This is a genomic window from Dickeya sp. NCPPB 3274, from assembly GCF_000406205.1.
In the GTDB taxonomy this organism is placed as follows: Bacteria; Pseudomonadota; Gammaproteobacteria; order Enterobacterales; family Enterobacteriaceae; genus Dickeya; species Dickeya fangzhongdai.
Genome location: NZ_CM001979.1, coordinates 2,768,922 through 2,795,257, shown reverse-complemented (window position 1 = coordinate 2,795,257; position 26,336 = coordinate 2,768,922). Strand labels below are relative to the sequence as shown.

The following is a 26,336-nucleotide window of genomic DNA, read 5'->3' as shown; positions in this document are numbered from 1 at the left end:
GAATGCGAAGGATGGGCGTGGCCTGACATCATTGCGAAACCGTTCATGAACGTCTGCTGCGCTATTGTATCGGGCGTTTAGCAAAATTCTGGTAAAGGTTAACGATATTTTGCCGTAGAAATAAGCAATACCTGCGTTGATTACAGGGTTGATGATCGGCCAGAATAGACGAGGCGATGCCGCCGTGCAGTAAGAAACGTTTTAGTGAGGGCAGTGGGTAGTGTTGACGCGTGATTTTTTGCAGAAAGCAGATTGTAAAACCTCGTTTGGCAATATTGATGAATCCTTGTTGCTGACCCCTCAGCAGCGTGCGGCGTCTTTGGCGTGTACGCTGGCATCCCGCCCTGACCAAAGCCCGGTCTGGGTGTTCGGTTACGGCTCCCTGATGTGGAATCCGGTGTTCGATGCCGAAGAGGCTTGCGTGGCTACGCTCAACGGCTGGCATCGCACCTTTTGTCTGCGCCTCACCGCCGGCCGCGGCACCCATAGCCAGCCTGGCCGTATGCTGGGGCTAAAACCCGGCGGCGAAACCACCGGACTGGCCTACCGGTTGCCTGAAACTACCCTGCGCGAAGAACTGGAACTGCTGTGGAAGCGAGAAATGCTGACCGGCTGTTACCGGCCGTTATGGTGCGAACTGCGCTGTCAAAGCGGCGAGCCGATCACCGCGCTGGTGTTTGTCACCGACCCTGAGCATCCGCTGCTGGAAGCCGATACCTGCATACAGAGTATTGCGCCGCTGATTGCCCGCGCCAGCGGGCCGCTCGGCACCAACGCCCAGTATCTGTTCGCGCTGGAACAGGAACTGAAGCATTACGGCATGGCGGACGAAAGCCTGAGCGCGCTGGCGCAGCGGGTGCGGGAACTGCAGCAGGGCCCATCCGCCGGTCAGGCGTAGCTTTAACCTGTGCGGCGCGGGCCTGACGAGGGCGTGAACTGAGACGGCGGTTGTCTATACCCGTCCGGCGGCAGTGATGATACCATGCTGGCAACGTGTCACGACCTGGGGTTGCCTTCCCAGCAACAAGGCCTCCGTCAATGAGTCCATTTTATCAACAGATATGGGGAACTGCGGCGCGTCCCGGTAAAGTGCTGGGTGGTTTCCTTTCATTGTGCCTGACGCTGTTAGGTCTGTTGTTTTTTACCTTCCTGTTAACCCATCTGGCGCCGATCGATCAGGCTCTGCCTGTGACGGGCGAACATGCCAGCGATGCCACCTACAGCCAGGTGCGTCATCAACTGGGTCTCGATCAGCCGCTGTGGCTGCAATTCTGGCACTATCTCTCCGCGCTATTGCAGGGCGATTTCGGCGTATCACGCACCACCGCGCAACCGGTGTTGCAGGATTTGCTGCGTACCTTTCCGGCGACCTTTGAACTGGCGACCTGCGCGATTGTGATTGGGTTTGGCGGCGGCGTCACGCTGGCGCTGCTGTCGGCGTTGAAACCCGGCGGGGTGCTGGATTATCTGGTGCGCGGCGTGACGTTGCTGGGCTATTCGGTGCCGGTGTTCTGGATCGGCCTGCTGAGTCTGTTGCTGTTTTATGCCGTACTGCACTGGTCCGCGGGGCCGGGACGGTTCGATGATATTTATCAGTACTCGGCGGAATTGCCGACCGGGTTTGTGCTGCTGGGCGGCTGGAACGGCGATCTGGCGATGTTTCGCAATGCGCTGGCGCATTTGTGGCTGCCTGCCTGCGTGCTGGGCTTTGTGTCGATGGCCAGCATCGCCCGCATGTTGCGCACCGCCATTCTGGAAGAGTGCGGCAAAGAGTACGTGACGCTGGCCCGCGCGATGGGCGCCAGCCCGCTGCGCATCCTGTTTTTTCATATCCTGCCGAATATTCAAACGGTGATGGTAACGGTGTTGATGCTGTCTTACGCCAGCCTGCTGGAAGGCGCGATACTGGTGGAAACCGTATTCTCCTGGCCGGGCGTGGGGCGCTATCTGACCACCGCGCTGTTTGCCGCCGATATCCCGGCGGTGCTGGGAGCGACGCTGCTGATTGGCGTCTGTTTCATCCTGCTCAACGCGCTGGCGGATGCATTGATCTTTTTGCTGGATCCCCGCACACGATGAGGCGGCGACATTCATTCTATACCGACCGTCAGCCGCGCCGGCCAGTGCGCCGCGCGTCGGTGCTGAACAGCCTCAATGTCTGCATTGTGATGTTGAGCCTGCTGACGCTGCTCGCGCTGTTCGCCCCTTGGCTGGCGCCGTTTGACCCCTATAGCCAAAATGTGATGCATCGCCTGCAGCCACCCGGCCCGGACCACTGGCTGGGGACCGACGGCTTCGGCCGCGACCTGCTCTCAAGGGTGATTTATGGCACCCGTCCGGCGCTGATAATGGTGGCGTTGATTCTGGTTCTCACCATTCCTATCGGGCTGCTGATAGGGGTAGGCGCTGGTTATCTCGGCGGCTGGGTCGATCGGCTGTTGATGCGGCTGACGGACATCATGCTGGCGTTGCCCGGGCTGGTGATTGCGCTGGCGCTGGTGGCGGTGTTGGGGTCAGGGCTGCTGCATGGCGCACTGGCGTTGGCGTTGACCGCCTGGCCGCAGTTTGCCCGTCAGGCGCGGGCCGAAACCATGGCGCTGCGCAACAGCGAGTTTCTGGCTGCCGCCCGTATGCAGGGTATCGACGGATGGCGGCTGATGTACGGCCATGTGCTGCCGTTGTGCCTGCCCGGCGCGCTGACGCGGGCGGCCATGACGCCGGGCAACATGATCCTGGCGGCGGCGGGACTCGGGTTTCTTGGCGTGGGCGCGCCGCCGCCGATGGCGGAGTGGGGCGCGATGGTGGCGGAAGGCAGCAGCGTGATGCTTGAGCAGTGGTGGGTCGCCACCATGCCGGGACTGGCTATTTTCCTTACCAGCCTGACCTTTAATATGTTGGGCAACGCATTGCGCGACAGACTGGATCCCCGTTATGACAAACGCTGAACCCTGGCTGCTTGAGGTCGAAAATCTGTCGATTCGGCGTCATAACGGCGACTCGCAAACGCTGGTGCAACCGCTGTCATTCAGCATGCGACGCGAACGGGTGGCGCTGGTGGGGGAATCCGGTGCGGGCAAATCGCTGCTGGCCTGGGCGTTGATGGGGTTGCTGCCGTCCGAGTGCCGAATGCAGGCCGAGCGGCTTGAGCTGGCCGGGCAGGACTTACTGAAGCTCAGTCCGCGTCAATGGCGGCAGTGGCGCGGCCGGCGTATGGCGATGGTGATGCAGGGGCCGAAGCACGCGCTGAATCCGATGCGCACCATCGGCTGGCAAATGGCGGAGCCGCTGCGGCTGCACACAAGCTTGTCGCGTTCCGAAAGGCGCGACCGGGTGCTGGAAAGCCTTAATGCGGTCGGTCTGGCGGAACCCAGCGGGGTACTGACGTGTTATCCCCACCAGATTTCCGGCGGCATGGCGCAGCGGGTCATGCTGGCGATGGCGATGATCACTCAGCCGGATCTGTTGATTATCGATGAACGCACTTTTGCGCTGGACCGGGAAACCCGCGTGCAGGTGCTGTCGCTGCTCGATCACCTGCTGACCGAACATCACATGGGGCTTTTGTTGATTAGCCATGATTTGCCGCTGGTGGTGCACCATTGCGCCCGGATACTGGTGATGCGCCAGGGTAAACTGGTGGATGAACTGGCCGCCTCGCACCTGCCGGATGCGACGCATCCTTACACTCGAGCGTTGTGGCAAGCCCGGCCGGGCAAACATACCCACGGGCAGGCGCTGCCGACAACAGCGGACGAGCCGGAGGAACCGCGTGATGCATGAGCTCATGGCGGTGATGTTGCAGCAGGTCAGCGTGGCCCACTGGCAGGGTTACCAGCGCCATGAGGTAGTGCATAACGCCAGTTTCAACGTGGCGCAAGGCGCGTGTTTTGGGCTGACCGGGCCGTCCGGCAGCGGGAAATCCTCACTATTATGGACGCTGGCGGGGCTTAACCCTCACTGGTCAGGCAGCATGACGCTGCTCGATCAGCCGGTCCACCCCGGCCGGCCGTTCGATGCGGTTCTGCGGCGTCAGGTACAGATGGTGTTTCAGGACCCTTACGCGTCGTTGCACCCGCGCCACAGTCTGCGTAAAACCCTGAGCGACCCTTTGCGGTTGATGGGCGTGACGGATATCGATGAGCGGCTCGCGCAGGGCGCCGATCAAGTCGGCCTGCCGTGCCGTTTGCTGGATAACTACCCTCATCAACTGTCCGGCGGGCAACGTCAGCAAATGGCGTTGTTGCGCGCGCTGTTGCTGCGTCCGCAACTGCTGTTGCTGGACGAAGCGACGTCGGCGCTGGATACGGTCGGGCAGGCGCGTATCCTCAATCTGCTCAACCGCTGGCGGGAGACGGAGGAGATGACCATTATTATGGTCAGCCATGACTGCAATGTGATGGAACATATGTGTGACCGCATGGTGTGGATACAGGAAGGGCGGCTGCAATCCCGCTGAACGGAATTTTTACGCGTTGCCGTCTGGCGGCGCGGACGAATTTCTAGTAAACAGATCCTCGCGCTGATGCAGTGATACCGAGGAATAAAAACGATGAAGGCATGGTTTGCCATTCTGCTGACGCTGACCCTAATGGCCAGCCCGCCGGTAAAGGCATTGACGCCGGATAATACGCTGGTGGTGGCGATCTCTCTGAATAGCATTATCAGTTTTGATCCGGCGGAAAGTTTCGAAACCGTCAGCAACAGCTGTCTTGCCTCGCTTTACCAGGGGCTGGTGGCGAGCGATCGTAATCAACCTACCCAACTGAACCCCGATCTGGCGCTGGCCTGGCGCGAAGGCCACGACGGGCGCAGCCTGATTTTTACCCTTGACCCCAACGCCGTATTCGCCTCCGGTAATCCGGTGCTGGCCGATGACGTCATCTATTCGCTGACCCGAGCGGTGAAGCTCAACAAAACCCCGGTGTTCATTCTGAATGAACTGGGGTGGATGCCGGCGAATATTGACGGACAGTTCCGGAAAATCGACGATCATCAGCTGGAGATACGCTGGACCAGCGATATCGGCAGCGAACTGGTATTACGCCTGTTATCGGCCAGCGTGGCGCTGATTGTCGACAGCAAACTGGTGGAGAAACACAGCGACGGCGGTGATTTTGGCAACCAGTGGCTGAGAAGCCGCTCGGCGGGCAGCGGCAGCTATCAGATTCGCCATTATCTGCCGCAGCAGGCATTGCTGCTGGAGAGTAACCCGTATGCGCGCCGCCGGCCCGAGCTGGCGCAGGTGATTCTGAAAGACGTGGCGGACCCGAGCGTGCGCCGTTTGTTGCTGCTGCAGGGCGACGTCGATGTGGCCTACGATCTGGGCGCGGACCAATTCAGCGCGCTGGAGAATCAGCCGGGCATCAATGTGAATCTGGCGTCGGGGGCGAAAATTTACTATCTGGGTTTCAACACCCGCAGTAGCGCGGCGCCGTTTCTGGGTCAGCCTGCTTTCTGGCAGGCGGCGCGCTGGCTGGTCGACTATCAGGGCATCGCCAATCGCTTGCTGAAGCGGCAATTCCGGGTGCATCAAAATTTCCTGCCGCAGGGGTTTGACGGCGCGGCGATGGAGAAACCGTTCCGACTCGATGTGGATAAAGCCCGGAGCCTATTGCGCGGCGCCGGGATTGCGCCGGGCAGTCGGTTTACGCTGCTGGTAGCCAACCAGCCGCCCTATGTTGAGGTGGCGCAGGCGTTGCAGGACAGTTTCGCCCGCGTCGATATTCGCATCGATGTGCAGACGGTGGTGGAGAGCGAACTCTGGACACGCATGCGCAGCGGGCGTTTTCAGGCGGTATTCACCTACTGGGGGCCGGACTATATTGACTCCAGCAGCAATGCCAGCGCGTTCGCCCTCAACCAGCCTGATGCCCCGGGTACGCTGGCGGCTCGCTTGGGCTGGGTCATCCCGGAGTTGAGTCGGTTGACCAACGCCGCCGCCGCCCAGCGCGATCCGCAAACGCGGCGCGACATCTACCTGCGATTGCAGCAGGCGGTCAGGGAAAACTCGCCGTTCGTGGTGATGCTGCAGGGCAACCGGCTGGTGGCGGTGCGCAATACGATATTGAATGTCCGGCAGAGCATCGCCAATTCGATGCTCTATTTTGATGAGATTATCAAGGTGAAGGCTGAGGCGCCCACATCGCCGTGAGATGCGCCCAATCTGCCGGGCTTGACGGGATACGGGCAGCGAATGAAGGCCGTCAGGACGGCGACGTCATTCTTTCAATCAGCATGTTGGTGCTGACCGCGCCGGCGATACACAGCGCCATCGGTACGAAGAAGTCGTTGTTGATACGGGTAAATTCCATGATCAACACCAGACTGGTGACCGGCATTCTCATCGAGGTCGCCAGAAACGCAGCCGCGCCAATCACCGCATAGGCGCCCGGCTGATTGTGCGGGAAGAACCACGACCAGACGCCGCCCAGCGCCACCGCCAGCAGCGCGCCGTTGGCCAGACCCGGCGTCAGCAGGCCACCCTGCGCGCCGGCGCGCAAACTGCTCCATTGCACCAGTACCTTACAACCCAACAGCAGCAATGCCAGCAGTATCGGCAGCTGGCTGGTGAAGCTCAGTTCCGCCGGACCTTTGCCGTTGCCCGCCAACTGCGGCAGGATGATCACCAGCAATCCCAGCAGGGTGAAGTTGAGCAGATTGGTGATGATAAGGCGGGCGTTCCGCGGCGAATGTTGCCGGGCGTGACGGGTGAGGCGAACAAACAGCCAGGCGGCCACCCCGAATACCGGCCCGGTGAGCAACGCCCAGACGGTTAAATCGCCGGACACGCTGAGCGGCAGATTAAGGTGATACTGGTATTCGTCGCCCAGACCGACGCGCGCCACCAGAGCTGCCAGCGAGCAGGTCAGCAGCGCCGCCAGACTGGTTTTTACCTGAACGCGCGCCAGCAATACTTCGACCACAAACAGCGCGCCGCCCAGCGGCACGTTATACACCGCCGCCAGGCCGCCGCCGGCGCCGCAGGCGATCAGCAAACGGGTATCATCCGGGGTCATGCGCAGCGCACGACTGAGATGATTGGCGGCCAGCGCCCCCAGTTCCCGCGGCGCTACTTCCCGCCCCAGCGGCGAACCCAACGCCACGGTAACAATCTGCAGCAGCGCGTGAATGATGGTTTCTTTTACCGGCATATCGTTTACCGGCACATCCGGTTTTTCCGCCTGCAACGCCGAAGCGATACTCACCAGCCGGCGGCCGTAGCGGTATAGCGCATACCAGCCCAGGCCTGCCACCACGCCGCCGATCAGCAAAGCCATAAAGCGCCGGGCGGGTTCCGCCGCCGACACGCCCTGTAAAAAACTTTCTTCGCTGATGATATGGTCCAGACTGTAACCATAGGCCAGATGCTGAATGGCATGAAGCAATAGCGCCAGCAGCATGCCGCCGAGGCCGGCCAGCACGCCGGTTAACGTTAGCGCGATGACAAAACGAATGCGCGGGGAACGAATACGCGGGGAAATAGTCTCGGACATACAGGCTCACATCAGGTCTTGAAAACAGCATTGCCGCATTATACTGACTGTACCTCAACAGCGGGTCACCGTGCAGCAATGTGGCGACAGAGGGCAACAGCATGACGAGCGAACGGCATCCGTCAGCCTATCAACGCATTACCGGCGCCGACTGGCGTCATATCTTTGTGGTGGGCGATGTGCATGGTTGTTACCGGCAACTGATGACGATGCTGGAGCAGGTCGGGTTTGATACCGGGCGCGACCTGCTGGTGTCGGTGGGCGACCTGATCGATCGCGGGTCGCAGAGTCTCGCCTGCCTTGATTTGCTGCAACAGCGCTGGTTTCGCGCGGTGCGCGGCAATCACGAGCAGATGGCGCTGGACGCGTTGAACGATACCGCGCGGATTCCGCTGTGGCGAGCCAACGGCGGCGATTGGTTTTTCCAACTGGATGACGAGCGTCAGACGCTGGCCCGCCGGCTGCTGGCGCTGGCGGCGCAGTTACCGTATGTCATCGAGATTGCGACCGCCGACCGTGTCGCACGGTGGTGGCGCATGCGGATTACCCGGCGGATCGCTATCAGTTTGACCAGCCGTTGCCCTGGATACAGGTGTTATGGAACCGGCAGCGGGTCAGTCAGGCGATGGCCGGCGTCGGTGGGCCGATTAGCGGCGCAGATCGTTTCCTGTTCGGGCATACGCCGTTACGGCAAGTGCTGACATGCTGGAATCTGCAATATATCGATACCGGCGCCGTGTTCGGCGGTGAACTGACGTTACGCTGTATTCAGGGCGACGCTAGCGAATAACCGTGCAGAGTAAAGACGGAAGAAGAGTAGAAAAGCCGGCGTCAGGGAAAATAAATCAACAGGACCATTTATTCCCGGCTGATTAAATAAAGCGGTCTATTATTAAAACTTCGGATTTTCAATTCGAATCGATACATGAGCAATAAATAAGAACCGTTGTATACCCGTCATTCTTCAAGCTGCAGGTGCCTTGGCGGCGTGCCCGCTGCAGACAGACTTTGCTCTGAAGGGGCTGTTCGACACGCGAGCGTTTTGTCCTGCAACCTGACTTATTGGGGGTATATGTATTTTTCTGGGCGAGGATAGGGTCGTGAAAAAATATCTTTTCCAATTATTCTGCATGTCATGTTTTTTATTCGCCGCTACGGCGGACGCGAAAAATACCCGTTTGAGTGATAATCAGATCAGACAAATCATTATTGAAGAGTCGATTGCCGATTATTCGGGGAATTGCGCCTGCCCGTACAGTTCGGCCAGAAACGGCAGCCGTTGCGGCGGGCGCAGCGCCTGGAGCCGTAAAGGGGGCGCCGCGCCGCTCTGTTATAAAGAAGAGGTCACAAAAGAGAGGGTGGCGCGCTGGCGCGCAGAAAACGACGAACGCGCGCAGTAACGCATGACAACGCCAATGATTCGCGCCCCGAGGTCATCATCAGGGCGCGTCGCGGAGAGGTTTATCGGAATACGTGCAATGCCTGTTCCAGCCGGTGTGCCTGTAGTTTGAGTTGGTCTGATGCCTGCGCGCAGGCATTCACCCGCGAGGCGTTTTGTTGCGTAATCTGTTCCAGTTCTTCCACCGCCCGACCGATTTCAGACAGCCCGATCGTTTGCTCTTTGGTTGAATCGGCAATATGCGAAATCAACTGGCTGACGCTGTTTACTCTTGTCACGATGTTCTGTGTGCTGTCGCCGGCGTCCCTGACGTGGGTGGAGCCGTAACGAACCTGCTCTACGCTGGACTCGATCAGTTGTTTGATCTCATTAGCGGCGCTGGCGCTGCGTTGCGCCAGATTACGCACTTCACCGGCCACGACGGCAAACCCTTTGCCTTGCTCGCCGGCGCGGGCCGCTTCCACCGCCGCGTTCAAGGCCAGGATGTTGGTCTGAAACGCGATGTTATCAATGATGGAGGTGATACCGGCGATTTTCTCCGAACTGGCGACAATGCTGTCCATGGTCTTTTCCATTTCGCCGATCACCCGGCCGCCGCTGATGGCCGCATCGCAGGCGGTCGAGGCTTGCTGACTGGCTTCACTGGTGGTGGTGGTATTGGTCTGCACGGTGGTGTTGATCTCGTTCATGGCGGCGGCGGTCTGCTGCACGTTGGCGGCGGTGCGTTCGGCATGGCTGTTCATCTCTTCGCTGCCGCTGGCCAGTTCGTCACTGGCGGAGCGGATATTCAACACCTGCGTGCTGATGTCGTCCACCAGCCAACGGAACATCAACCCCAGTTGCCCGATGGCGCGTTGAATCGTACCGATCTCGTCGGCGCGGTTTTCATACTCAATGGTGTTGGCGTTGCCGGTAGCGATATTCAGCGCCTGCTGTTTAACCATTTCGATCGGTTTGATCAACTGCCATTCAAGCAAGGCATCCAGCAGCAGCAGCATGCCGGTTATAAACGCGCTGGAAATATAAAAGTCAGAGTCAAAATCGCCATGAATCGTCCAGAAAGCGACGTAGCTGATCAGCGCCGTCAGCATGATCAATCCGCGTAGCCGCCAGCGCATGGAGATCAGCTTCAGGCGCGAAAACAGCCCGGTCAGGCCGGCGCGAAACAGCACCCCTCTATGCAGTTTCAGGTTGTTACCTTCGTTGCGCATCGTCTGATACAACTTTTCCGCCGCGTCTACCTCCTGACGCGACGGTTGGGTGCGCACGGACATATAACCGGTCGTGCGGCCCTGACGTACAATCGGCACCGCATTGGCCCGCACCCAGTAGTGATCGCCGTTCTTGCGCCGGTTTTTGACTAACGCGGTCCAGGGTTCCTGATGTTTCAGCGTTTGCCACATGTCACGGAAAGCTTCGACCGGCATGTCCGGGTGGCGGACAAAATTGTGCGGTTGACCATCAATCTCGTCAGGCTCGAAACCACTCACCTGAATAAAGGCATCGTTAGCATAAACAATATGGCTGTTCACGTCGGTGACCGACATGAGTGTGGCGTCCTTATCGAAAACGTATTCCCGCTGTGTGACTGGCTGATTGTTGCGCATTTCAGGTCCTCTTGAGGATTATTTTTAATCTGGACTTCAAGGTATGTCGCATTGAAAAGGCATATCAATTTACTGGCTGACAACTATTTTCTCGTTGCAGGCGTGTTTGCTTTATTACGTGTATTTTTCCTTAGGTCTCGTTTCTTCTTTCCATGGCGGCTCACGTTCCTGCTTGTCGCAATTCGCATTATTTTGGGGTATAACTTGGGTATAACAATTTACTGGCTGACAACTATTTTCTCGACAAAGACGTGAGTGAAAGACAACGTGTATTTTTAATGAAAACCGTTTTTATTTACATGGCGGCTAACTCCCTGCTTGTAAAAATACCCATATGGAACAATGTATTGAATTCTATTGCTCACCATATTGACAGGTTCCCGCCAACGGGTTGGCGATATATACCCACTATCACCGCGGTGAAAAGTCAGCGGTTGCGTCAGTTAACGCTTCTGCAACTTAATGATAACGGAGATATGCGGGCTATCTGATCCGATATCATTTTAAATTTAGCATTTGTCTGGAGAATTTCATTTTCCGCAGAAAATAATGATGCGCTAACGCATGTGGCGGTGAAAATAAAACGAGGTAACGGCTATCGGTGGAGTTTTTGATAGCAAAGAAAGGCAAAACGGAATCATGTTGCTCTAGCCTATGGCTTATTTAAGGCGGCCAATAAGCGCTGGCAGCTGTGGCGCAATGGTATGCCCCCACTGCGTCGTCATGAATTATTAAAGGATATCGCACCAGAATATGCTCTATGATGGCTGGCCGCGCCTGACTGCCAGGTGATGCGAGCGTGCCGTCAAGCCAATCGTCGACGCGTGCCGTGCGCCGCTGGTCTATGGGCGGCTGTTGCGCCGCAGAGCGGGCTAGTCGGGCGGCTTACCCGGCGCAGACTCTATTACTCAGCAAATCAGAAGGATCTCACCATGCTGTTTATCTCCATACGTGTTTTATGGCGTTCACTGTATCGCCGGGGGGATCGGATAAACCGGTCTCTCCGTTGTCTGCTGACGTTGTCGCTGCTGGTCTCGGCCGTTGCGCCGGCACAGGCGGCGACTGGCTTCGTTCACCCCGGTCTGCTGCATACCCAGGCGGACTTCGAGCGTATAAAAACCCAACTGGCGAATGACGCCGAACCCTGGAAAAGCGGCTGGAACAAGCTTATCAGCAATAACCATGCATCGCTGAACTGGAAAGCCAATCCGGTTGAAATTGTCTACCGTGGGGCCAATAGCGAAGGCGCGGAGAATTATGGGCGGTTGTATAACGACGCCGCCGCGGCCTACGCGCTGGCGCTGCGCTGGAAGCTGAGCGGCAATGTCGCCTATGCCGACAAGGCGGTGGAAATCCTTAATGCCTGGTCGTCCACGTTGAAAGATATTCGCGGCACCAGCGACCGCTATCTGGCCGCCGGAATTTACGGCTATGAACTGGCCAATGCGGCTGAACTGGTGCGTGATTACCGCGGCTGGAAACAGGCTGATTTCAACCGGTTCAGTACCATGATGCTGAAAGTGTTCTATCCGCTCTGCCATGATTTTCTGGTCCGCCATAACAACGCCAGCATCGATCACTACTGGTCAAACTGGGATCTGGCGCAGCTGAACACCATTCTGGCTATCGGGGTACTGACCGACAACCGCGATATCTACAACGAAGCCATCGGTTATTTCAAAACCGGCAGCGGCAACGGCGCCATCAACAATCTGGTCTGGAAGCTGTATCCGGAGGCCAATATGGGGCAGATGCAGGAGAGCGGTCGCGATCAGGGGCACGCCACGCTGGCGGTGGGGTTGGTCGGTTCGCTGGCGCAAATGGCCTGGAGTCAGGGGGATGACCTGTTCGGTTACGCCGACAATCGTATTTTGAAAGGCGCGGAATACGTGGCGGCTTACAACCTCGGCAAAGACGTGCCCTATACGACTTACAGCAATAGCGACGGCATCGTGCAGACGGTAATTTCCCCCACCGGGCGCGGTACTCTGCGCCCGACCTGGGAAATGCTTTACAACCACTACGTGGTACTGAAAAAACTGAATGCGCCGAATATCAAGGCGTTCGCTGAAAAAGTACGGGTGGAAGGCGGCGGCGGTGATTACGGCCCGAATAGCGGCGGATTTGATCACCTTGGCTACGGCACCCTGATGTATACGCTGGTGCAATAACCGTCAGCATGTATGGCGTGAGAATACGGCCCGTGTACCAGATAGCCGGTACGCGGGCCGTTTTGCTATGTCGCGTTTGTCGGCGGCCGCGGGTTAGAACGTTTCCCAGTGGCTGGCGGTGTTGTAGGCGCCGGCGGTCGCCACGCTGCGGCTGGCGGGCAACTGCGGCGGCGCTAACGGCGTGATGGCGGCCGGTGCGGTTCTGGCGGCGGAAGGCGATGCGACGGTATGGAGCCGGAACAGCGACACCGCGCGGTTGAGATGGTCGCTTTGTTCTTCCAGCGACATCGCCGCATTGGCGGACTGTTCCACCAGCACCGCGTTCTGCTGTGTCACGCGATCCATCTCGCTGACGGCCTGACTGACCTGATCGATGCCGCGGCTTTGTTCTTCCGACGCGGAGGAGATTTCGCCCATGATGTCGGTGACGCGCGTAACGGCTTTCACCAAATCGCCCATGGTTTCCCCGGCGGAGCCGACCAGGACCGACCCTTCGCGCACCCGGCTGACCGAATCCTCGATCAGCCCTTTGATTTCGCGGGCGGCGTCGGCGCTGCGCTGGGCCAGGCTACGCACCTCGCCGGCCACCACCGCAAAGCCGCGGCCCTGTTCGCCGGCGCGCGCCGCTTCCACCGCGGCGTTCAGCGCCAGGATATTGGTCTGAAAGGCGATGCTGTCGATAAGCCCGGTAATGTCGCTGATTTTCTGCGAACTGCCGCTGATTTGTCCCATGGTGTTGACCACGTTATCGACCACCTGCAACCCTTTGTGGGCGGTGTCCGACGCGTCGCGCGCCAGTTGGGACGCGTGACGGGCGTTGTCGGCATTCTGTTTTACGGTGGCGGTCAGCTGTTCCATGCTGGCGGCGGTTTGCACCAGCGAAGCGGACTGCTGCTCGGTACGGGAGGAGAGATCGCTATTGCCGCCGGCGATTTCGCTGGCGCTGCGATAAATTTCATGCGCGCTCACCCGCACTTTATCCACGGTATCGGTCAGCGAATGCTGCATGTGGCGAACGCTGTCCGCCAGTTGGCCGATTTCGTTTTTCGCCTGAATATGCAGCGATTGCGTCAGATCGCCCGTGGAAATATGGTGCAAATGGGTAATGACCCGATTTAACGGTTGCAGCAGAACCCGACGAATATATACCCAGGCGCTGGTGGTGGCGAAAAACAGGATCAACACACACACGGCAATGACGATAATACTGTAATGGTAATTCTGACCGCTGCCGCTGACCGCGCTGTCATTCAGCGCGTCATTCTGACGGAAATACGCATCAAAGGATTGTTGAAATGCGTCCTGCATTTTCTGGGTCGGCAGGGCCTGAATCGTTTTGACATCCTGCGTTTTGATCAGATCGACAATGCGTTGCAGTACGCTGCGTAATGCCTGGTAATTCTCGTTAATATTTTTTGCCAGCGCGGCGTCCTGCACCGGCAGGGGCAGAATCTGGCTGTACGCGGCGAAATGTTTATCCGCGTCCGCCAGCGACTGGTTGGCGACATCGATCAGATCGGCGGATTTTCCGGCGCTGGGAATATTGTTGGTTTCCATGATCATCCGAGCGATAGCGCGGTTCATGGTATTGCGCGTTTGGATCAGCGCAATCCAGGAGGCGTTCAGTTCCCCGCTTTGCTTGCGTAGCGTTTGCGCGACGACAAAGTTATTCCTGTCACTTTTCATGGCGCCGAAGAAAAAACCGTAACTGACCAGCTGCAGCAGGCTTAAGGCCAGCAGTAATGAAAATAGCCCGGTGACAATTTTTATATTCCTGAACATGGCTCGCTCTCAATAAATGAATAATGACGTCGGTAAAAAAGCCATCGGCAATAAAAAGTGAGAACTTTAAAAAAAACGTGATTTTCATCACAGGAAATACTTATAGGATAATGGTCAGGCGGATTAACGCGTTGAGGAGAAATAAACGGAATGATTCACCGGAATTAATTCTTTTTATGGTTTTTCATTATTCTCATTCCGGCAAATCGGGTTGCTGTTTATGGCAAATTAAAAGTCATTATCTGGTCGACTCAGGATGGGGAAACATGGCGACGTTTGGCCTGGTACATGGCGGTGTCCGCCTGACGGATGAGCTCGTTGGCGTTAAGCGGCGCGCCCTGAGGCAAAATCGCGCGTCCTATGCTGGCCGATAACGTGATGGTCTGCTGGCGAATGGTGATCGGTTTTTCGATCTTCGCTTTCAGTTTTTGGGTGATGGCGCGGATTTCGTTGGCCAGATTGCGCTGCTCATGAATCACCATCAGGAATTCGTCGCCCGCCAGACGGCCGATGAAGTCGTAGGAGCGGGTATTACGGCGCAGCAGACGGGCGAAGGCTTTGATGACCCGATCGCCAAAATCGTGTCCGAAGCGGTCGTTATAGTGTTTGAAGTTGTTTATATCAAAAAACAGCAGCGCCAGCGCGCCGCGCCGCTTTTTTCCCGCCTGCCGGTTCAGGTAGCCGATGACCGCCCGACGGTTGGGCAGGCCGGTCAGGTGATCGTGGTTGGCCTCGAACGCCAGCTGGTCGCGCAATACCGTGAGGTGGGTAATATCGGTGGAGAGAATGTAGGTGCCGAGTTCCGTGGAAGCGGCGGGCACCATCTCGGTATGAAAGGTGATGAGCTGGCCGTCGGGCATATCCAGCACATGTTCAAAGGACGCAGGGAGCTGTTTCTGGCGTGACTCCTCCAGCCGCGGCAGGAACAGCGCCAGGTCCTGCGGGCGAAGAATGTCGTGGATATCGCGCTGGTACAGGGTGTCATGCTCATGACCTATCAATTTCCGCAGGTGGCGATTGGCGAACACCAGCACGTTGTTCGGATTGATGCAGGAGATCATCGCCGGAATATGGTCGGTGATGTCCTGAATAAACTGGTGACTCTGGCGTAGTTCGGCGGTGCGTTGTTCCACCCGGTGCTCCAGTTCCTGACTCAGACTGCGCAACGCCTGCTCGGACGCTTTCTGATCGCTAAGATCGGTCAGCGCCAGCAACAGGCCGAATTTGGCGCCATCCGGATTGTAGAGCACCGAAATGGAAACCTGCGCCCACAATTCGCTGCCGTTGGCGCGGATATAGCGGCGTTGCTGGGTGCTCTCCCGCAGATTACTGCCCATCAGCAGGTCATGATCGCTGATGAGTTGGGGCATGTCTTCCGGGTGCACCACTTGGTCCACCGGCAGCGTCAGCAGCGTTTTCTCGTCGTAGCCGAGCATGTCGCAAAACGCGTGATTGAACTTCAACGGCCGCTTGTCCGGGGCTATCAGCGCCAGACCGATGGCGGCGCGGGAGAAAATCTGCTGACTGACGTAATCCGACTGGTACAGCTTTTCCTGGGCGATCGCTTCACGCGCTTGCATCTCCACTTTATGCAGCACGGTTTCTACGATAAACGCCAGATCGCTGAGTTGCTGCATTTCCTCATCGCTGAAGGCGCGCGGCTGATGGTGATATAGGCACAGCGCGCCGAGCGGCGTACCGAGCGAGGAGCGCAGCGGGTAGCCGGCGTGAAAACGGATCGGGTCGTTGCCGGTGACCATCGGATTGGTCGCGAATCGTTCATCCCGCAAGGTATCGGGGATGACCAGCGGCGCGTTGGCGTTCACCGTATGCACGCAGAAGGAAAACGCGATGTCCGGTTCCTGATGGGGAAAATTGGCCTTCGACAGAAACCATTGCCGTTCATTGTTTACCAGTGAAATCACCACGCTCTTTACCTGAAAAAAGGTGCGGGTGATGCGCGTCAGGCGGGGGAGCTCTTCGGCGGGCTGCGTGTCAAAGATATTCAGCATGCGCGCGAGGATGTCTTGCTGTTCTTCGCTACAACGATGGCATGGGGAAGTCATGACGAAACCTTATGGTACCAGGTGATGATTGCTGCACGCTCTGCAAGGAGCAGAGCGCAGCTGATGTCGCCATCCCGCCGTTGGCCTGAGCGCTTGTCCGATATTATTCAAGAACAGTTATCGGTAAGCGACATCGCACAGTGCGATTTTTTTTGGTGAAATGTGCGATGGATCACTTTCTGATGAAAACTCCGGCACGTTTTATCCCCACACCTGCCTGCTCTGAATACGATACCGCCGTGATATGCGGTCCGTGGCGGTATCCGTAAATCAGCCAGGGCGCAGGAAAGTCGACTGGCTGGTCATCTGCGTTTTACTTGTCATCTGGCGTTTGACGGGTATAGACGCATTCGCCATGAACATAAGTGGCGCTGATGTTTCTATCGTCGCTTTGCATCATCAGGGCGAATAGCCTGTCGTCCAGCGAGGTGGATTGCTGCTGGCGCAACTGCTGCAGCGGGGTGGCGGCCCAGTCCAGCACCACGAAGTCGGCGTCTTTGCCCGGTAGAAAGTTACCCAACCGGTCATCCAGCGACAAGGCGGCGGCGCTGCCCAACGTAGCCTGATACAGTCCTTCGCGCGCCGAGAGTTTTTCTCCCTGCAACTGCTGCACTTTGTAGCCGTCGCTGAGGGTTTGCAGTAGCGACAGGCTGGTGCCGGCGCCGACGTCGGTGCCCATCCCGATGCGAATCCCCGCCGCTTTTAGCGGGTGCAACCGGAACAAGCCGCTGCCCAAAAACAGATTGGAACAGGGGCAAAACGCCACGGCGGACTGGCTTTGCGCCAGCGTGCGGACTTCGTCAGGCTGCAGATGGATGGCATGGGCAAACACCGAACGGCGTCCGGTCAGACCGTGGTGGTGGTAAACATCAAGGTAATGCTGATGTTCGGGAAACAGCGATTTGACCCAGGCGATTTCGTCCGGGTTTTCGCAGAGGTGGGTGTGCAAATACACATCCGGGTATTCCCGCAACAATCGACCCGCCAGCGCCAGCTGCTCCGGGGTGGAGGTGGGCGCAAAACGCGGCGTGACCGCATAGCGCAGCCGTCCGCGCCGGTGCCATTTTTCAATCAGCGCCTTGCTCTCGTCATAGCTTTGCTGCGCGGTATCGCACAGATAGTCCGGCGCATGACGGTCCATCATGACTTTGCCAGCGATGAGGCACATGTTTTTGGCTTCGGCGGCGCTGAACAGCGCGTCAACCGACTGCGGGTGTACAGTGGCGAAAACCAGCGCGCTGGTGGTGCCGTGCCGCAGCAGTTCCTGAATGAAAAACGCGGCCCGTTCCCGGGCGTAATTCTCGTCGGCGAACTTGCGCTCGGTGGGAAAGGTGTAGGTATTGAGCCAGGACAGCAACTGCTCGCCGTAACAGGCGATCATTTCCGTCTGCGGGAAATGGATATGGGTATCGATAAATCCCGGCATCAGCAGCCGGCCGCGATAGTCGATCACCGTCATGGCCTGGCGCTCGGCCTCGGTGAGGCTGTCATACGGCACCGCATCCAGAATACGTCCGCCGCGTACCCGCAACAGGCCGTCTTCGATAAAGCGGGTGGCCTGTGGGTCATGCAACGGGTCGGCGACAAAGTGCAACAGACTGGCGCGGTAAGCGCGGATGGTTTCCGTCATCGGTGTTCTCCCTGCTAAGGAACAGGAAAACAAGGGGTATACCCATCACTCTTTTCCTGAACCCGTGTTAATCAAAGCGGTGTCTGCGTCTGATTTTTGATGGTGAAGGGGGGAAGGGCACCATCGTCACGGCAGGATTCATCCCTTGCGGCGTTAACACCCCGTCAGGCGGGTGTCGTCGCGGCAAGTGACTGAAAATCAGCAAAAGCAATTCGATACTAAAAGCCGGCGGCGGTCAGCGTCAATAATACGTTTTTCCGATGCGAGGAGTATGAGAGGGGAGAGAACACTTTTTGTGTATTTTGCGGGGAATAAAAAACCCCGCCGGGCGGCGGGGAAAGACGGTCAGAAAAGTAAGGAAACACGGAGGGAGAGAAACGTGGCGAATTACTTGCGTTCGCCGTCAACCGGCTCGGTTTTGCCCGGCACCATGATGGAACGGGTGATGGCTTCCATGGTGACGAAGGTGTGACCACAGTTCACATTGGTGCACTGGTGGTAACGCTCCTTGGTATTTTCAGACAGGTAGCGGCTGGAACGGGCATGAGCGGAATGACGACAAAGAGGACAATGCATCATTTTGAAATCACCTTATGTGTACGGGTTAGTTAAACATCTTATACACATGGTACTGCATTTAATTCGAATTTGCAAATTAACAATTCGAAAAGTGAATCATGATGCTGCGGTTGCGTTGTCGATCACGCTGTAGCTGATGTCGTATTCGACATCCAGCATCGACACTTCCAGTTCGATAGCGGTGATAAAACCACTGCCCGCAATCGTGTGAGTCAGTCGTTTGATGGTCCACTGGCGTTCATCCATCACCTGTTTGAAGCCTTTAAGCCGGACCAGCGCGCCGGGCTTCAGGTTTTCCATGCCTTTTGCCAGCGTGAGCGAGAACGTCACCGTGCCGCGCTGGGTTTCACGCCATTTGCTCAACGCCGCCTGGGTCGCGTCGTCCTGGGTGGAATAGGTGGTCTGTAGCGTTTGCTGGCTTTCTTCTTCCCCGGCCAGATAGTTGTCCGTCGACGGTGCGGGTGACTGGGCGGACGACTTGGCGTTAGGGTGGGTTGCTACCGTATCCGGTTGGCTCTGACGCTTGCGGCTGATCTTCACAGTATGTGTTTTCGCATCGTTGCTGTCATGCCAGTTGGCGGTGACGGACGTATTGGCGATGCGGTCGGCGATAGTAAAACTGTGCGAGTCGCCGTCGCTACGTTCGATCAGGTAGGTCGACACGTTTTTGCCGTCTGCGGCGGTGCCGGTGCCGGCGATGAAAAGCCGCAGCGTGTCGCTTTTGATCGCCACGGTACCGCTGTATCTTCTGGCCAGACGGCAAAGAAACGACAGGTCGGATTCTTTGGACTGGTTTTCATGAGCAATCGCGGTGCCGGCCAGCGAGTTCTCGATCGACGCTATCAGACTGTAGCGTTCCGCAATAGTTCGGGCGATGTCGCCCAGGGTGGTGGCATCGTATGAGCCATCACGCGGCGTGTTTAAATCGCCGCGAAAGTTCACGCTGCGTGCGCTGAGGGTGATCCTGTCCGGCGCGCCGGTATGGCTGACCTGATCGACGATAAAGGTGCCCTTGTCGGCCAGCGCCTTGCCTTTCCAGCCGATCCTGAGGCTAATTTTCTCACCGCGTTTGGGCATCTGTACCTTGCCGTCGCTGTCGTCGATATCCAGCGATAACTGGTCGGATTCGAAGCCCATCACATCGTGCAGCGACAGTGAAATGAGCCGCTGGCTAAGATTGCGGGTCGTTTTGGCGTCGCCTGACGCTTCCGACAGCGTTATCTGATAATCCGGGGCGAGTTGATCGGCAATGCCGATGCGATTATTCACTATCACGACAGGATTCCCCCGATGGCGGTTCTGGCGGATGAAATGGCCGGTGCGATCTGCTGACTGTACAGATCGGAAGCCTGCTGGCTGAGGTCGCCGAACATCGCAATCAGCGATTCGTCAACGCGCGTCAGGTTTACGGAGAATTCAATGCGTTTGGCGCTGCCGTTGGAAAAGAACTCGGTGTTGGTGTGTTGCAGGCTTTCAATAACGTACATGCCGTAAATGGTGCCGCTGCCTTCGATCAGCGGCCAGGCGCGCCCCATTCCCGCCATGAGTTCGAGCGCCGACAGCGAGAGTTTGCTGAACTTGCCGTTAACTTCCGGACACAGCACGCCATTAAGACTGATGGATTCATTTCCCTGTCCCAAAAACTGCTGTGCAGGGCGCAGGCCAATACGGCCGTTGTTGGCCCAGCGGTAATTGACATGGCGGCTGAGGGTGTTGTAGGGCAGCGTTTGCAATTGAAATACAAATAAACCAAGCGCAAGCATCATAGTATTTATCCTCATGAAATGAGATTAGAGGTCATGGAGTTGTAGGAATACGCGCTGCTATTCGGGGTGTATTTTCTCAGTGCCTCGTCAATGTATTGTTTAATCACGTCGAGGTTACTGTTCTCCGGCACGTTGATCGTGATGTTATTCACCACTCGCTGGTCAACATAACTTTGCTTTGCGGCCGGGGAGAGGGCGCTGTAATGGCCGTTAATCATGTCAGACAGCGGGTTTGACGGGTTTTCTACGCTGTTTTGACTGGTCAACGCTGACTGACTGAGCAGTTGTATGGCCGGACTGGAAATAGCTTGCAGCGCGTCGATCCCTCCGGCAGCGCCGTCGCCGTCATCCAGATCCGCATTGCTCAATGCAGACATCATCAGGCTGGTTTCTTCCACGCCGACGAACGATTCCTGCGCGGTTCCGGCGAGCGTGTTCAGCCCTTCCGTACCCATCTGCGAAGCGACGTCAGGGCCGACGGTTGGCAGCAGGTTTGTCGGCAGGCTGAGACTCTGCTGCGCCTTTAGCAACGACGCCACGTTGCCCGGCAGCGACGGCGCGGTGATTCCGGAAGACCACTGCGCCGAAGGGACCAGACCGGCGATGCGCTGTTGCGCCTGCATCGCCGCCGTCGCGGACAAATAGATGCTGTTGACGCCGTCGCTGGCCTGAGCGATGAGCGATTGGGTTGCGCCGGCGTCGGGATACTGTCCGTTGCGGGAGAGCGCCGCATTATCCGCGGATGAGCGGTCATGTGCGGTTTTCAGGGCGGAATAGGCCGGCGTCAGGATGGCGGTCAGCGCGTCGAACCGTCTGGCGAGATTTCCCAGGGTTCCCAGTTGCGCCGCGGCAGCGAGTCTGCCGCCTTTTTTTCCGCCCATCGCGTTTTTTTTCGGCGACCCGGCGGCGTTGAAAGCCGTCGCACCGTGAGTGATTTGGCCGGCCTTAGCCAAAAAATCCTGCAAGACACTGCTGATTTTATTCAGATAAACATTATCCCCAAGCGGCGAGAAGATGCTGCTATCCCCGGCGCTGCCGTTTCGTCCGTTGGCGCCGGTTGTCGTCGATCCGCCATTCGGGGTGGTTGATTGCTTAGGCGTAGTCGTTTGCTTAGGCATAGTCTTGTCCACTTCGTTGTAGCGCCTTGGCTCGCCAGTCAATCAGCTCGGCCAGGCTCATGGGGAAAAGTGCGGATGGCGGCCAGTGGAATACCACGGCGATATCCGCCATCAGGTCGTCAACCGTGAGGCTCGGCGGCAGCGTCAGCGTACCGAGCCCGGCGATAAAAAACCGATCACCTTGCCGGCGAATTCAAGCAGGTCAGGCAGTTCCAGCCCCATGACGTCGGCTTCGGTCAGGGCAGGGTAAGTGATACGCGGCAGCAATTTGATCAGCGCTTCCACATCGGCACTCGCCAGCGCCGCCAGACCGATGCCGCGCAGCGTGCCCGCGGTCGGCGTGAGCAGCGTGATGGCGTCGATCAGGGTTTCGCCGCGTTTGATGGGGGCGTTCAGGATGATGACGTTGTTTTGAGAGGTTGTTTCAACCGTCATGATAAAAACTCCAGTGCTATCAATAAGAATGGCCAGCCGTAGCTGGCCATGAAGCGGTCGTTACAGACCGATATTGCGGCGGTGTTGTTCCAGACGGTCAACGCCGTTCACTTTCTCGATCATGTTGATGGTGTCGATTTCGATCATGTCGACGCCGTCAATGATCAGTTTGTAGTAAGTGCACTGGGTAGAGACGCGTACGTCAGTCTCTTCACCCTGTTTGGATTCGCCACTGTCAATCGACTTGTGGCGGCCGCGCAGCACGATTTCGACGGCGGTGATGTCGCCGGTGTCGTCACGCTGGTAAGAGCCGGCGAAACGCAGCGGAACGGCATCGGCGCCCGGCAATGCGTACTGGCTCCAGAAAGCGCTGTCCGGCAGGCCGCCCATGTTCCATTCCATCACCAGCGCGTCGTTGTCCAGCCCGAAATCCACCGGCGCCGCGCCTTGCATGCCGCCGCCGCGGTAGTTTTCCAGTTTGCGGGTCAGTTTCGGCAGGGTGACGGAGTGCACCTGGCCCATGTAGCTCATACCGTCGTTGAACAGGTTGAGATATTTAAGTTTACGTGGCAGTGCCATGAGTCTGTCGCTCCTTAGCTGTTAACGGATGCGGCCAGGTTCACCAGATACTTGTCGGTGATACGCTGACGCAGCGTGAGGTTTTCCAGTGGCGGCACCGGGGTGTACTCGTAGTCGATGTACAGCTTGCCCGCCTTCAGCGTTTCCTTATCGTTGGCGCTTTCATCGAACCAGCAGTCGGCGTCGATGATGTAGCCGTTGGATTTCAGCTCGCGGAATTTGGCCTTGATGCCCTCGATGATGTCGCGGATCAGGGTGGCGGTAACCGGTTTGTCGACGGCCCACATGTGCGCTTCAGCCATGGTGTCGGCCAGCACTTGCGCGGTGCGGGTGTAGTTTTCAAACAGGAACAGCGGATCGTCGGAACAGGTGCGGTTACCCCAGAAGCGGAAACCGTCCTTACGCACCAGCGTAGTCACGCCGGCTTCGTTCAGCAGGTCGGCGTCGCTGCCGATGGTCTGCAGGTCCCAGTACACGCTGGCGGAGATGCCGGTCACGCCGTTGACGCCGACGTTGGACAGGGTTTTGTGCCAGCCGGTTTCCTGGTCGATCTTGGCGCGCAGGCCCAATGCACGCGCGGTGGCGTAGGCGGTGGCGCTGGCGTTGGTCACGGTGTTCCAGGCGATAAAGTCCGGCCAGATCACCATCAGTTCGCGCTGGCTGAAGTTGCCGCGGTATTTGATGGCGTCGGACAGGGTTTTACAACCATAGGCGCTCACGTAACCGAAGGCGCGCAGCGACTGACAGATGGCGGCCAGCGCGGTGGCGACAGGCTGGGAATCCAGCCCCGGAACGCCGAGGATACGCGGCTTCACGCCAGTGACTGCCTGGGCGTCCAGCAGGGCTTTCATACCGGTGTATTTGCCGTTGGCATCGGCGCCGCCGATGATGTTGGACACCGTTTCAGCCTCGTTGGCGCCTTCAGCGACACGAACGACTACCGTCACCGGTTTGGTCTGATCGCCGATGGCCTGCAGCGCGGCAGCCAGGGTACCGGTTTTACCGGCCTTGCCCGCGGCGGTCAGCACATCGGTAATCAGCACCGGTGTATTCAGTGGGAAAGTGGCGGCGTCAGCATCCGGTCCGGTACAGACCATACCGACGATCGCGGTTGATACAGTTGAAATGACGCGGGTACCGTCGTTGATTTCGACGACCTGCGTACCGTGATGAAAATCACTCATCAAGAATGTCTCCTGTTGTGGGGTGCGAGTAATAGTGCCTCGCCGGAGAACAGAAGGCATTCGAATAGGGTTTGGTATCAGATGGCACAACAGGGTGAAGCCGATAATGTTTTTATAATGATTAAAAACAATGGGTTAATTGAAATAAAAAACAGATGCCGTTGGGGTGACAACGGCATCTGTGGGGGGTTTTGGCGCATCAGTTCACGCCACCGGGAAAGGCGACTCAGGCGGGCATGGTCGGCCAGTCGATAGCGGGCGCAGACGAAACGTCCACCCGGCTTAACTGCACCATATAGGTTTTCCAGTCCTTCAGCGCCTGGGCCTCCTGTTCAGTCGCCATCTCCAGTTCCAGCGCATACTGCAGCACGGTCAGACGTTTTTCCGCCTGGGCGAGGTAACCGGCCAGCTGCTGCTGAGCGGCGCTGACCTGTGCGGCCTGCTGCGCTTTAGCATCCGTCACCCAGCCGTCGTTTTGCCAGACATCGTAAGCGGTGGCCGGCGGCAACAGCGTCAGGGTGTCGGAAAGGTCGCCAAGCTGGCTGATCCGGCTGGATTGTCGCGTCTGCTTATCGTAGGCCGTCTGCCCGCGAGAATCGGCAACGCTTTCCCAGGTCACTCCGTCCTGACTGCGCACGATAGCCTGACCGGACTGAGCGGCCGGTGGCGTATCAATAAAACTGTGCGCCGGAATGCCGACGCCTTCCATCAGGTATTCACGGGTGTTGCCGATATATTCCCGCGTTTGCGGATCAATATGGTAAACCTGAATATATCCACTGCTGGTGCTCAGCCCCTGTTCATTCAACTGAACCCTATTTTCATTTTGAGTGGTCATGATTAGCCTGCCTTAACGATATAGTTGAAGGCGACGTTGCGTGGGCGAACACTGATCCAGTTCGGTTTATTGCTGTTAAAGATAATATAGTTTGAGGTGGCGTAAACACCGTTATCGACGGCATTATTCTTGCCAATATCGGTGCCATTGGGCGCATAGGCTATTTCGTTAGGGGAAAACGTTGCCTTAACGCTGTCTGCATCGGAATACGCCATGCCAATATATACTTTGGTTTCATTGAGGTCGGAACCATTGTAATCGAGCATCGCCGTACGCAGATTGGTGGCGTGTTGTTTTGATAATAATTCGCGTCCGGTATCAATATTGGCATCATCATCCCAGCCGCGAATAAATTCGCCGCGCAAATCCGGCAGCGTCCCGGCTGGATATAATTTTGCTAGTTGTGGATATTTTGCAGCGTCAAATGCCTGACCGTTACATTTCAGCCAACCTTCCGGCGCGTCCGCCAGCGGCCAGGGTTGTGGAATACCGATCAAATCTTTCAATCCATCGGTCGCTGTGGGTTGCGTGGTGGCGGCGTCCTGCTGATCATCGTTGCACTTACAGCATCCAAACGAAATACTGCCGATATTAATCGGGCTGTTTTTATACAGGTTCTCCTTGCCCAGAATCAGGTCAAGTGAACAGGGGGGGGTATATTTTTCCATGTGTTTTCTCTTAATGTTAATTACGTTTTTTAATGCGAATTATTTCGCTATTTTTATTATTTTATAAAAGCACATGTTATGCATTTCGGACGTGTTGTGTGAAGAGTGAAACAGCCTGTGGTAGCTTTTTTAATTATAATCATCACTGTGCATATATTTCATTTTATAATGACTGGTTGGTAACTGATTTCCCCGTCGCCGGAAAATATTTATAAATGGTTTTTTCCGACACGCCGATAATATTAGCGATTTGCCAGCGGGTCGCACCATTGGTCAGCAGCGTTTTGGCATGGTCGATGGCGTCAGGCGTCATAATGCGTCGCCGCCCGCCAATGCGGCCCGCCGCCCGGGCGGCGGCCAGCCCGGCGCGGGTTCGTTCGACGATCAGTTCTCGCTCCATCTCGGCCAGCGCACTCATCACGTGAAAAAAGAAGCGGCCGGCCGGCGTTGAGGTATCAATCGCATCGGTCAGGCTGCGAAAGTGAATGCCACGCCCCTGCAGGTCCGACACCATGGTAATCAGGTCCCGTACGCTGCGGCCCAGCCGGTCCAGTTTCCAGACGATCAGGGTGTCGCCGCGTTTGAGTTTGCGCAATGCCCGTTTTAGTCCCGGCCGTCTGGCGTTTTTGCCGCTGGCCTGATCTTCAAAAATCAGCTCACAATTTGCGCCGACCAGCGCGTTTTTCTGCAATTCGGTATTTTGATCGCTGGTGGATACCCGGGCATAGCCAATAAGCATAACGTAACTTCCTGAAAAGGCGGATTGTATTTGTCTTCTCACTTTCTCGCAAACCTGGGTTTAAGCGACGTACTGAAAACCGCCGACCTGGCGGGTATACCGCTGCCCTGGCCGCAGGCTACGGCGCCGGCGGGCTGGCTTAAATGCAACGGTCAGTCGTTTGATAAAAACGCCTTTCCCAAACTGGCGCTGGCGTACCCCGGCGGGGTTCTGCCGGATCTGCGCGGCGAGTTTATTCGCGGCTGGGATGATGGGCGCGGGGCGGATGCGGGGCGAGGATTG

25 protein-coding genes and 1 pseudogene are annotated in these 26,336 nt (G+C 57.4%); 10 read left to right on the top strand and 16 right to left on the bottom strand.

The genetic code is table 11. The features are described 5' to 3' along the window. The first annotated feature begins 220 nt into the window (after positions 1 to 220). The 6 genes from DXX3274_RS12660 to DXX3274_RS12635 all read left to right on the top strand — a co-directional run bounded on the left by DXX3274_RS12660 (position 221) and on the right by DXX3274_RS12635 (position 6,151). The gene (locus DXX3274_RS12660; RefSeq protein ID WP_042860054.1) at positions 221 to 898 is read left to right on the top strand and encodes a gamma-glutamylcyclotransferase; all 678 of its coding nucleotides are present in this window, start codon (positions 221 to 223) and stop codon (positions 896 to 898) included. Positions 899 to 1,038: 140 nt separating this feature from the next. After that, positions 1,039 to 2,079, top strand: a complete 1,041-nt coding sequence (locus DXX3274_RS12655; protein ID WP_050569872.1) for an ABC transporter permease — start codon at positions 1,039 to 1,041, stop codon at positions 2,077 to 2,079. After that, entirely contained in the window at positions 2,076 to 2,945 is an 870-nt protein-coding gene (locus tag DXX3274_RS12650) for an ABC transporter permease (protein WP_042860052.1), read from the top strand. Before DXX3274_RS12655 ends, DXX3274_RS12650 begins: the two co-directional genes overlap by 4 nt. Then, entirely contained in the window at positions 2,932 to 3,780 is an 849-nt protein-coding gene (locus DXX3274_RS12645) for an ABC transporter ATP-binding protein (RefSeq protein WP_042860051.1), read from the top strand. Before DXX3274_RS12650 ends, DXX3274_RS12645 begins: the two co-directional genes overlap by 14 nt. Further along, positions 3,773 to 4,456 (top strand): ABC transporter ATP-binding protein, encoded by a 684-nt coding sequence (locus DXX3274_RS12640; protein WP_042860050.1) that lies wholly within the window; start codon positions 3,773 to 3,775, stop codon positions 4,454 to 4,456. The genes DXX3274_RS12645 and DXX3274_RS12640 overlap by 8 nt, the downstream gene beginning before the upstream one ends. Before the next feature lie 93 nt (positions 4,457 to 4,549). After that, the gene (locus tag DXX3274_RS12635) at positions 4,550 to 6,151 is read left to right on the top strand and encodes an ABC transporter substrate-binding protein (RefSeq protein ID WP_042860049.1); all 1,602 of its coding nucleotides are present in this window, start codon (positions 4,550 to 4,552) and stop codon (positions 6,149 to 6,151) included. A gap of 52 nt (positions 6,152 to 6,203) precedes the next feature. Here the strand turns inward: DXX3274_RS12635 and DXX3274_RS12630 are convergent, their stop codons facing one another. Then, positions 6,204 to 7,493 carry a chloride channel protein gene (locus DXX3274_RS12630; RefSeq protein ID WP_042860048.1) on the bottom strand — a complete coding sequence of 430 codons (1,290 nt, stop codon included), beginning with the start codon at positions 7,491 to 7,493 and terminating at the stop codon, positions 6,204 to 6,206. 101 nt (positions 7,494 to 7,594) lie between these two features. Between DXX3274_RS12630 and DXX3274_RS12625 the strand changes: the two genes are divergently transcribed. Both DXX3274_RS12625 and DXX3274_RS12620 read left to right on the top strand, forming a co-directional pair. Further along, the gene (locus DXX3274_RS12625) at positions 7,595 to 8,194 is read left to right on the top strand and encodes a metallophosphoesterase (RefSeq protein WP_371206777.1); all 600 of its coding nucleotides are present in this window, start codon (positions 7,595 to 7,597) and stop codon (positions 8,192 to 8,194) included. 429 nt (positions 8,195 to 8,623) lie between these two features. After that, the gene (locus DXX3274_RS12620) at positions 8,624 to 8,893 is read left to right on the top strand and encodes a hypothetical protein (RefSeq protein WP_050569952.1); all 270 of its coding nucleotides are present in this window, start codon (positions 8,624 to 8,626) and stop codon (positions 8,891 to 8,893) included. 61 nt (positions 8,894 to 8,954) lie between these two features. Here the strand turns inward: DXX3274_RS12620 and DXX3274_RS12615 are convergent, their stop codons facing one another. Further along, the gene (locus DXX3274_RS12615; protein WP_042860047.1) at positions 8,955 to 10,499 is read right to left on the bottom strand and encodes a PAS domain-containing methyl-accepting chemotaxis protein; all 1,545 of its coding nucleotides are present in this window, start codon (positions 10,497 to 10,499) and stop codon (positions 8,955 to 8,957) included. A gap of 932 nt (positions 10,500 to 11,431) precedes the next feature. On the opposite strand from DXX3274_RS12615, the gene DXX3274_RS12610 reads away from it, so the two are divergent. Then, complete coding sequence (locus DXX3274_RS12610; protein ID WP_042860046.1) at positions 11,432 to 12,670, top strand: alginate lyase family protein; 1,239 nt, start codon at positions 11,432 to 11,434, stop codon at positions 12,668 to 12,670. Between the two features lie 93 nt (positions 12,671 to 12,763). Here DXX3274_RS12610 and DXX3274_RS12605 read toward each other — a convergent pair whose 3' ends face one another. The 14 genes from DXX3274_RS12605 to DXX3274_RS12545 all read right to left on the bottom strand — a co-directional run bounded on the left by DXX3274_RS12605 (position 12,764) and on the right by DXX3274_RS12545 (position 26,054). Then, positions 12,764 to 14,452, bottom strand: a complete 1,689-nt coding sequence (locus tag DXX3274_RS12605; RefSeq protein WP_042860045.1) for a methyl-accepting chemotaxis protein — start codon at positions 14,450 to 14,452, stop codon at positions 12,764 to 12,766. A gap of 251 nt (positions 14,453 to 14,703) precedes the next feature. Continuing rightward, positions 14,704 to 16,518 (bottom strand): diguanylate cyclase domain-containing protein, encoded by a 1,815-nt coding sequence (locus DXX3274_RS12600; protein ID WP_042860044.1) that lies wholly within the window; start codon positions 16,516 to 16,518, stop codon positions 14,704 to 14,706. Positions 16,519 to 16,831: 313 nt separating this feature from the next. Continuing rightward, positions 16,832 to 18,148 carry a guanine deaminase gene (guaD, locus tag DXX3274_RS12595; RefSeq protein WP_042860043.1) on the bottom strand — a complete coding sequence of 439 codons (1,317 nt, stop codon included), beginning with the start codon at positions 18,146 to 18,148 and terminating at the stop codon, positions 16,832 to 16,834. A gap of 387 nt (positions 18,149 to 18,535) precedes the next feature. Beyond that, a complete protein-coding gene (locus tag DXX3274_RS12590; RefSeq protein ID WP_012769529.1) occupies positions 18,536 to 18,727 on the bottom strand; it encodes an ogr/Delta-like zinc finger family protein in 192 nt (63 codons plus the stop codon). 96 nt (positions 18,728 to 18,823) lie between these two features. Then, positions 18,824 to 20,002 (bottom strand): contractile injection system protein, VgrG/Pvc8 family, encoded by a 1,179-nt coding sequence (locus DXX3274_RS12585; protein ID WP_042860042.1) that lies wholly within the window; start codon positions 20,000 to 20,002, stop codon positions 18,824 to 18,826. After that, a complete protein-coding gene (locus DXX3274_RS12580; RefSeq protein WP_042860041.1) occupies positions 19,999 to 20,493 on the bottom strand; it encodes a phage tail protein in 495 nt (164 codons plus the stop codon). Before DXX3274_RS12580 ends, DXX3274_RS12585 begins: the two co-directional genes overlap by 4 nt. An 11-nt stretch (positions 20,494 to 20,504) precedes the next feature. Then, positions 20,505 to 21,611, bottom strand: coding sequence for a hypothetical protein (locus DXX3274_RS12575; protein ID WP_042860040.1), 1,107 nt, complete (start codon positions 21,609 to 21,611; stop codon positions 20,505 to 20,507). Then, positions 21,604 to 21,723: a GpE family phage tail protein gene (locus DXX3274_RS22880; protein WP_071603950.1), complete on the bottom strand. Its 120-nt coding sequence runs from the start codon at positions 21,721 to 21,723 to the stop codon at positions 21,604 to 21,606. The genes DXX3274_RS12575 and DXX3274_RS22880 overlap by 8 nt, the downstream gene beginning before the upstream one ends. Before the next feature lie 32 nt (positions 21,724 to 21,755). Further along, positions 21,756 to 22,046 carry a phage tail assembly protein gene (locus tag DXX3274_RS12570; protein ID WP_042860039.1) on the bottom strand — a complete coding sequence of 97 codons (291 nt, stop codon included), beginning with the start codon at positions 22,044 to 22,046 and terminating at the stop codon, positions 21,756 to 21,758. Positions 22,047 to 22,106: 60 nt separating this feature from the next. Next, complete coding sequence (locus DXX3274_RS12565; RefSeq protein WP_012769535.1) at positions 22,107 to 22,625, bottom strand: phage major tail tube protein; 519 nt, start codon at positions 22,623 to 22,625, stop codon at positions 22,107 to 22,109. A gap of 14 nt (positions 22,626 to 22,639) precedes the next feature. Further along, complete coding sequence (locus DXX3274_RS12560; protein ID WP_033567520.1) at positions 22,640 to 23,809, bottom strand: phage tail sheath protein; 1,170 nt, start codon at positions 23,807 to 23,809, stop codon at positions 22,640 to 22,642. A 226-nt stretch (positions 23,810 to 24,035) separates the two neighbouring features. Next, positions 24,036 to 24,647, bottom strand: coding sequence for a tail fiber assembly protein (locus DXX3274_RS12555; RefSeq protein ID WP_042860038.1), 612 nt, complete (start codon positions 24,645 to 24,647; stop codon positions 24,036 to 24,038). A gap of 2 nt (positions 24,648 to 24,649) precedes the next feature. Then, positions 24,650 to 25,315, bottom strand: coding sequence for a phage tail protein (locus tag DXX3274_RS12550; RefSeq protein WP_042860037.1), 666 nt, complete (start codon positions 25,313 to 25,315; stop codon positions 24,650 to 24,652). Positions 25,316 to 25,478: 163 nt separating this feature from the next. Beyond that, positions 25,479 to 26,054, bottom strand: coding sequence for a recombinase family protein (locus DXX3274_RS12545; protein WP_042860036.1), 576 nt, complete (start codon positions 26,052 to 26,054; stop codon positions 25,479 to 25,481). A gap of 81 nt (positions 26,055 to 26,135) precedes the next feature. Between DXX3274_RS12545 and DXX3274_RS12540 the strand changes: the two are divergent. Next, a pseudogene (locus tag DXX3274_RS12540) lies at positions 26,136 to 26,336 on the top strand (phage tail protein); the annotation flags it as partial.

What these genes read in the sequence shown, in the direction of transcription:
- DXX3274_RS12655 (WP_050569872.1), top strand. Translation starts at nt 1,039, where the DNA reads ATGAGTCCATTTTATCAACAGATATGGGGAACTGCGGCGCGTCCCGGT.
- DXX3274_RS12650 (WP_042860052.1), top strand. Translation starts at nt 2,076, where the DNA reads ATGAGGCGGCGACATTCATTCTATACCGACCGTCAGCCGCGCCGGCCA.
- DXX3274_RS12645 (WP_042860051.1), top strand. Translation starts at nt 2,932, where the DNA reads ATGACAAACGCTGAACCCTGGCTGCTTGAGGTCGAAAATCTGTCGATT.
- DXX3274_RS12640 (WP_042860050.1), top strand. Translation starts at nt 3,773, where the DNA reads ATGCATGAGCTCATGGCGGTGATGTTGCAGCAGGTCAGCGTGGCCCAC.
- DXX3274_RS12635 (WP_042860049.1), top strand. Translation starts at nt 4,550, where the DNA reads ATGAAGGCATGGTTTGCCATTCTGCTGACGCTGACCCTAATGGCCAGC.
- DXX3274_RS12630 (WP_042860048.1), bottom strand. Translation starts at nt 7,493, where the DNA reads ATGTCCGAGACTATTTCCCCGCGTATTCGTTCCCCGCGCATTCGTTTT.
- DXX3274_RS12625 (WP_371206777.1), top strand. Translation starts at nt 7,595, where the DNA reads ATGACGAGCGAACGGCATCCGTCAGCCTATCAACGCATTACCGGCGCC.
- DXX3274_RS12620 (WP_050569952.1), top strand. Translation starts at nt 8,624, where the DNA reads ATGTCATGTTTTTTATTCGCCGCTACGGCGGACGCGAAAAATACCCGT.
- DXX3274_RS12615 (WP_042860047.1), bottom strand. Translation starts at nt 10,499, where the DNA reads ATGCGCAACAATCAGCCAGTCACACAGCGGGAATACGTTTTCGATAAG.
- DXX3274_RS12610 (WP_042860046.1), top strand. Translation starts at nt 11,432, where the DNA reads ATGCTGTTTATCTCCATACGTGTTTTATGGCGTTCACTGTATCGCCGG.
- DXX3274_RS12605 (WP_042860045.1), bottom strand. Translation starts at nt 14,452, where the DNA reads ATGTTCAGGAATATAAAAATTGTCACCGGGCTATTTTCATTACTGCTG.
- DXX3274_RS12600 (WP_042860044.1), bottom strand. Translation starts at nt 16,518, where the DNA reads ATGACTTCCCCATGCCATCGTTGTAGCGAAGAACAGCAAGACATCCTC.
- guaD (WP_042860043.1), bottom strand. Translation starts at nt 18,148, where the DNA reads ATGACGGAAACCATCCGCGCTTACCGCGCCAGTCTGTTGCACTTTGTC.
- DXX3274_RS12590 (WP_012769529.1), bottom strand. Translation starts at nt 18,727, where the DNA reads ATGATGCATTGTCCTCTTTGTCGTCATTCCGCTCATGCCCGTTCCAGC.
- DXX3274_RS12580 (WP_042860041.1), bottom strand. Translation starts at nt 20,493, where the DNA reads ATGATGCTTGCGCTTGGTTTATTTGTATTTCAATTGCAAACGCTGCCC.
- DXX3274_RS12575 (WP_042860040.1), bottom strand. Translation starts at nt 21,611, where the DNA reads ATGCCTAAGCAAACGACTACGCCTAAGCAATCAACCACCCCGAATGGC.
- DXX3274_RS22880 (WP_071603950.1), bottom strand. Translation starts at nt 21,723, where the DNA reads ATGGCGGATATCGCCGTGGTATTCCACTGGCCGCCATCCGCACTTTTC.
- DXX3274_RS12570 (WP_042860039.1), bottom strand. Translation starts at nt 22,046, where the DNA reads ATGACGGTTGAAACAACCTCTCAAAACAACGTCATCATCCTGAACGCC.
- DXX3274_RS12565 (WP_012769535.1), bottom strand. Translation starts at nt 22,625, where the DNA reads ATGGCACTGCCACGTAAACTTAAATATCTCAACCTGTTCAACGACGGT.
- DXX3274_RS12560 (WP_033567520.1), bottom strand. Translation starts at nt 23,809, where the DNA reads ATGAGTGATTTTCATCACGGTACGCAGGTCGTCGAAATCAACGACGGT.
- DXX3274_RS12555 (WP_042860038.1), bottom strand. Translation starts at nt 24,647, where the DNA reads ATGACCACTCAAAATGAAAATAGGGTTCAGTTGAATGAACAGGGGCTG.
- DXX3274_RS12550 (WP_042860037.1), bottom strand. Translation starts at nt 25,315, where the DNA reads ATGGAAAAATATACCCCCCCCTGTTCACTTGACCTGATTCTGGGCAAG.
- DXX3274_RS12545 (WP_042860036.1), bottom strand. Translation starts at nt 26,054, where the DNA reads ATGCTTATTGGCTATGCCCGGGTATCCACCAGCGATCAAAATACCGAA.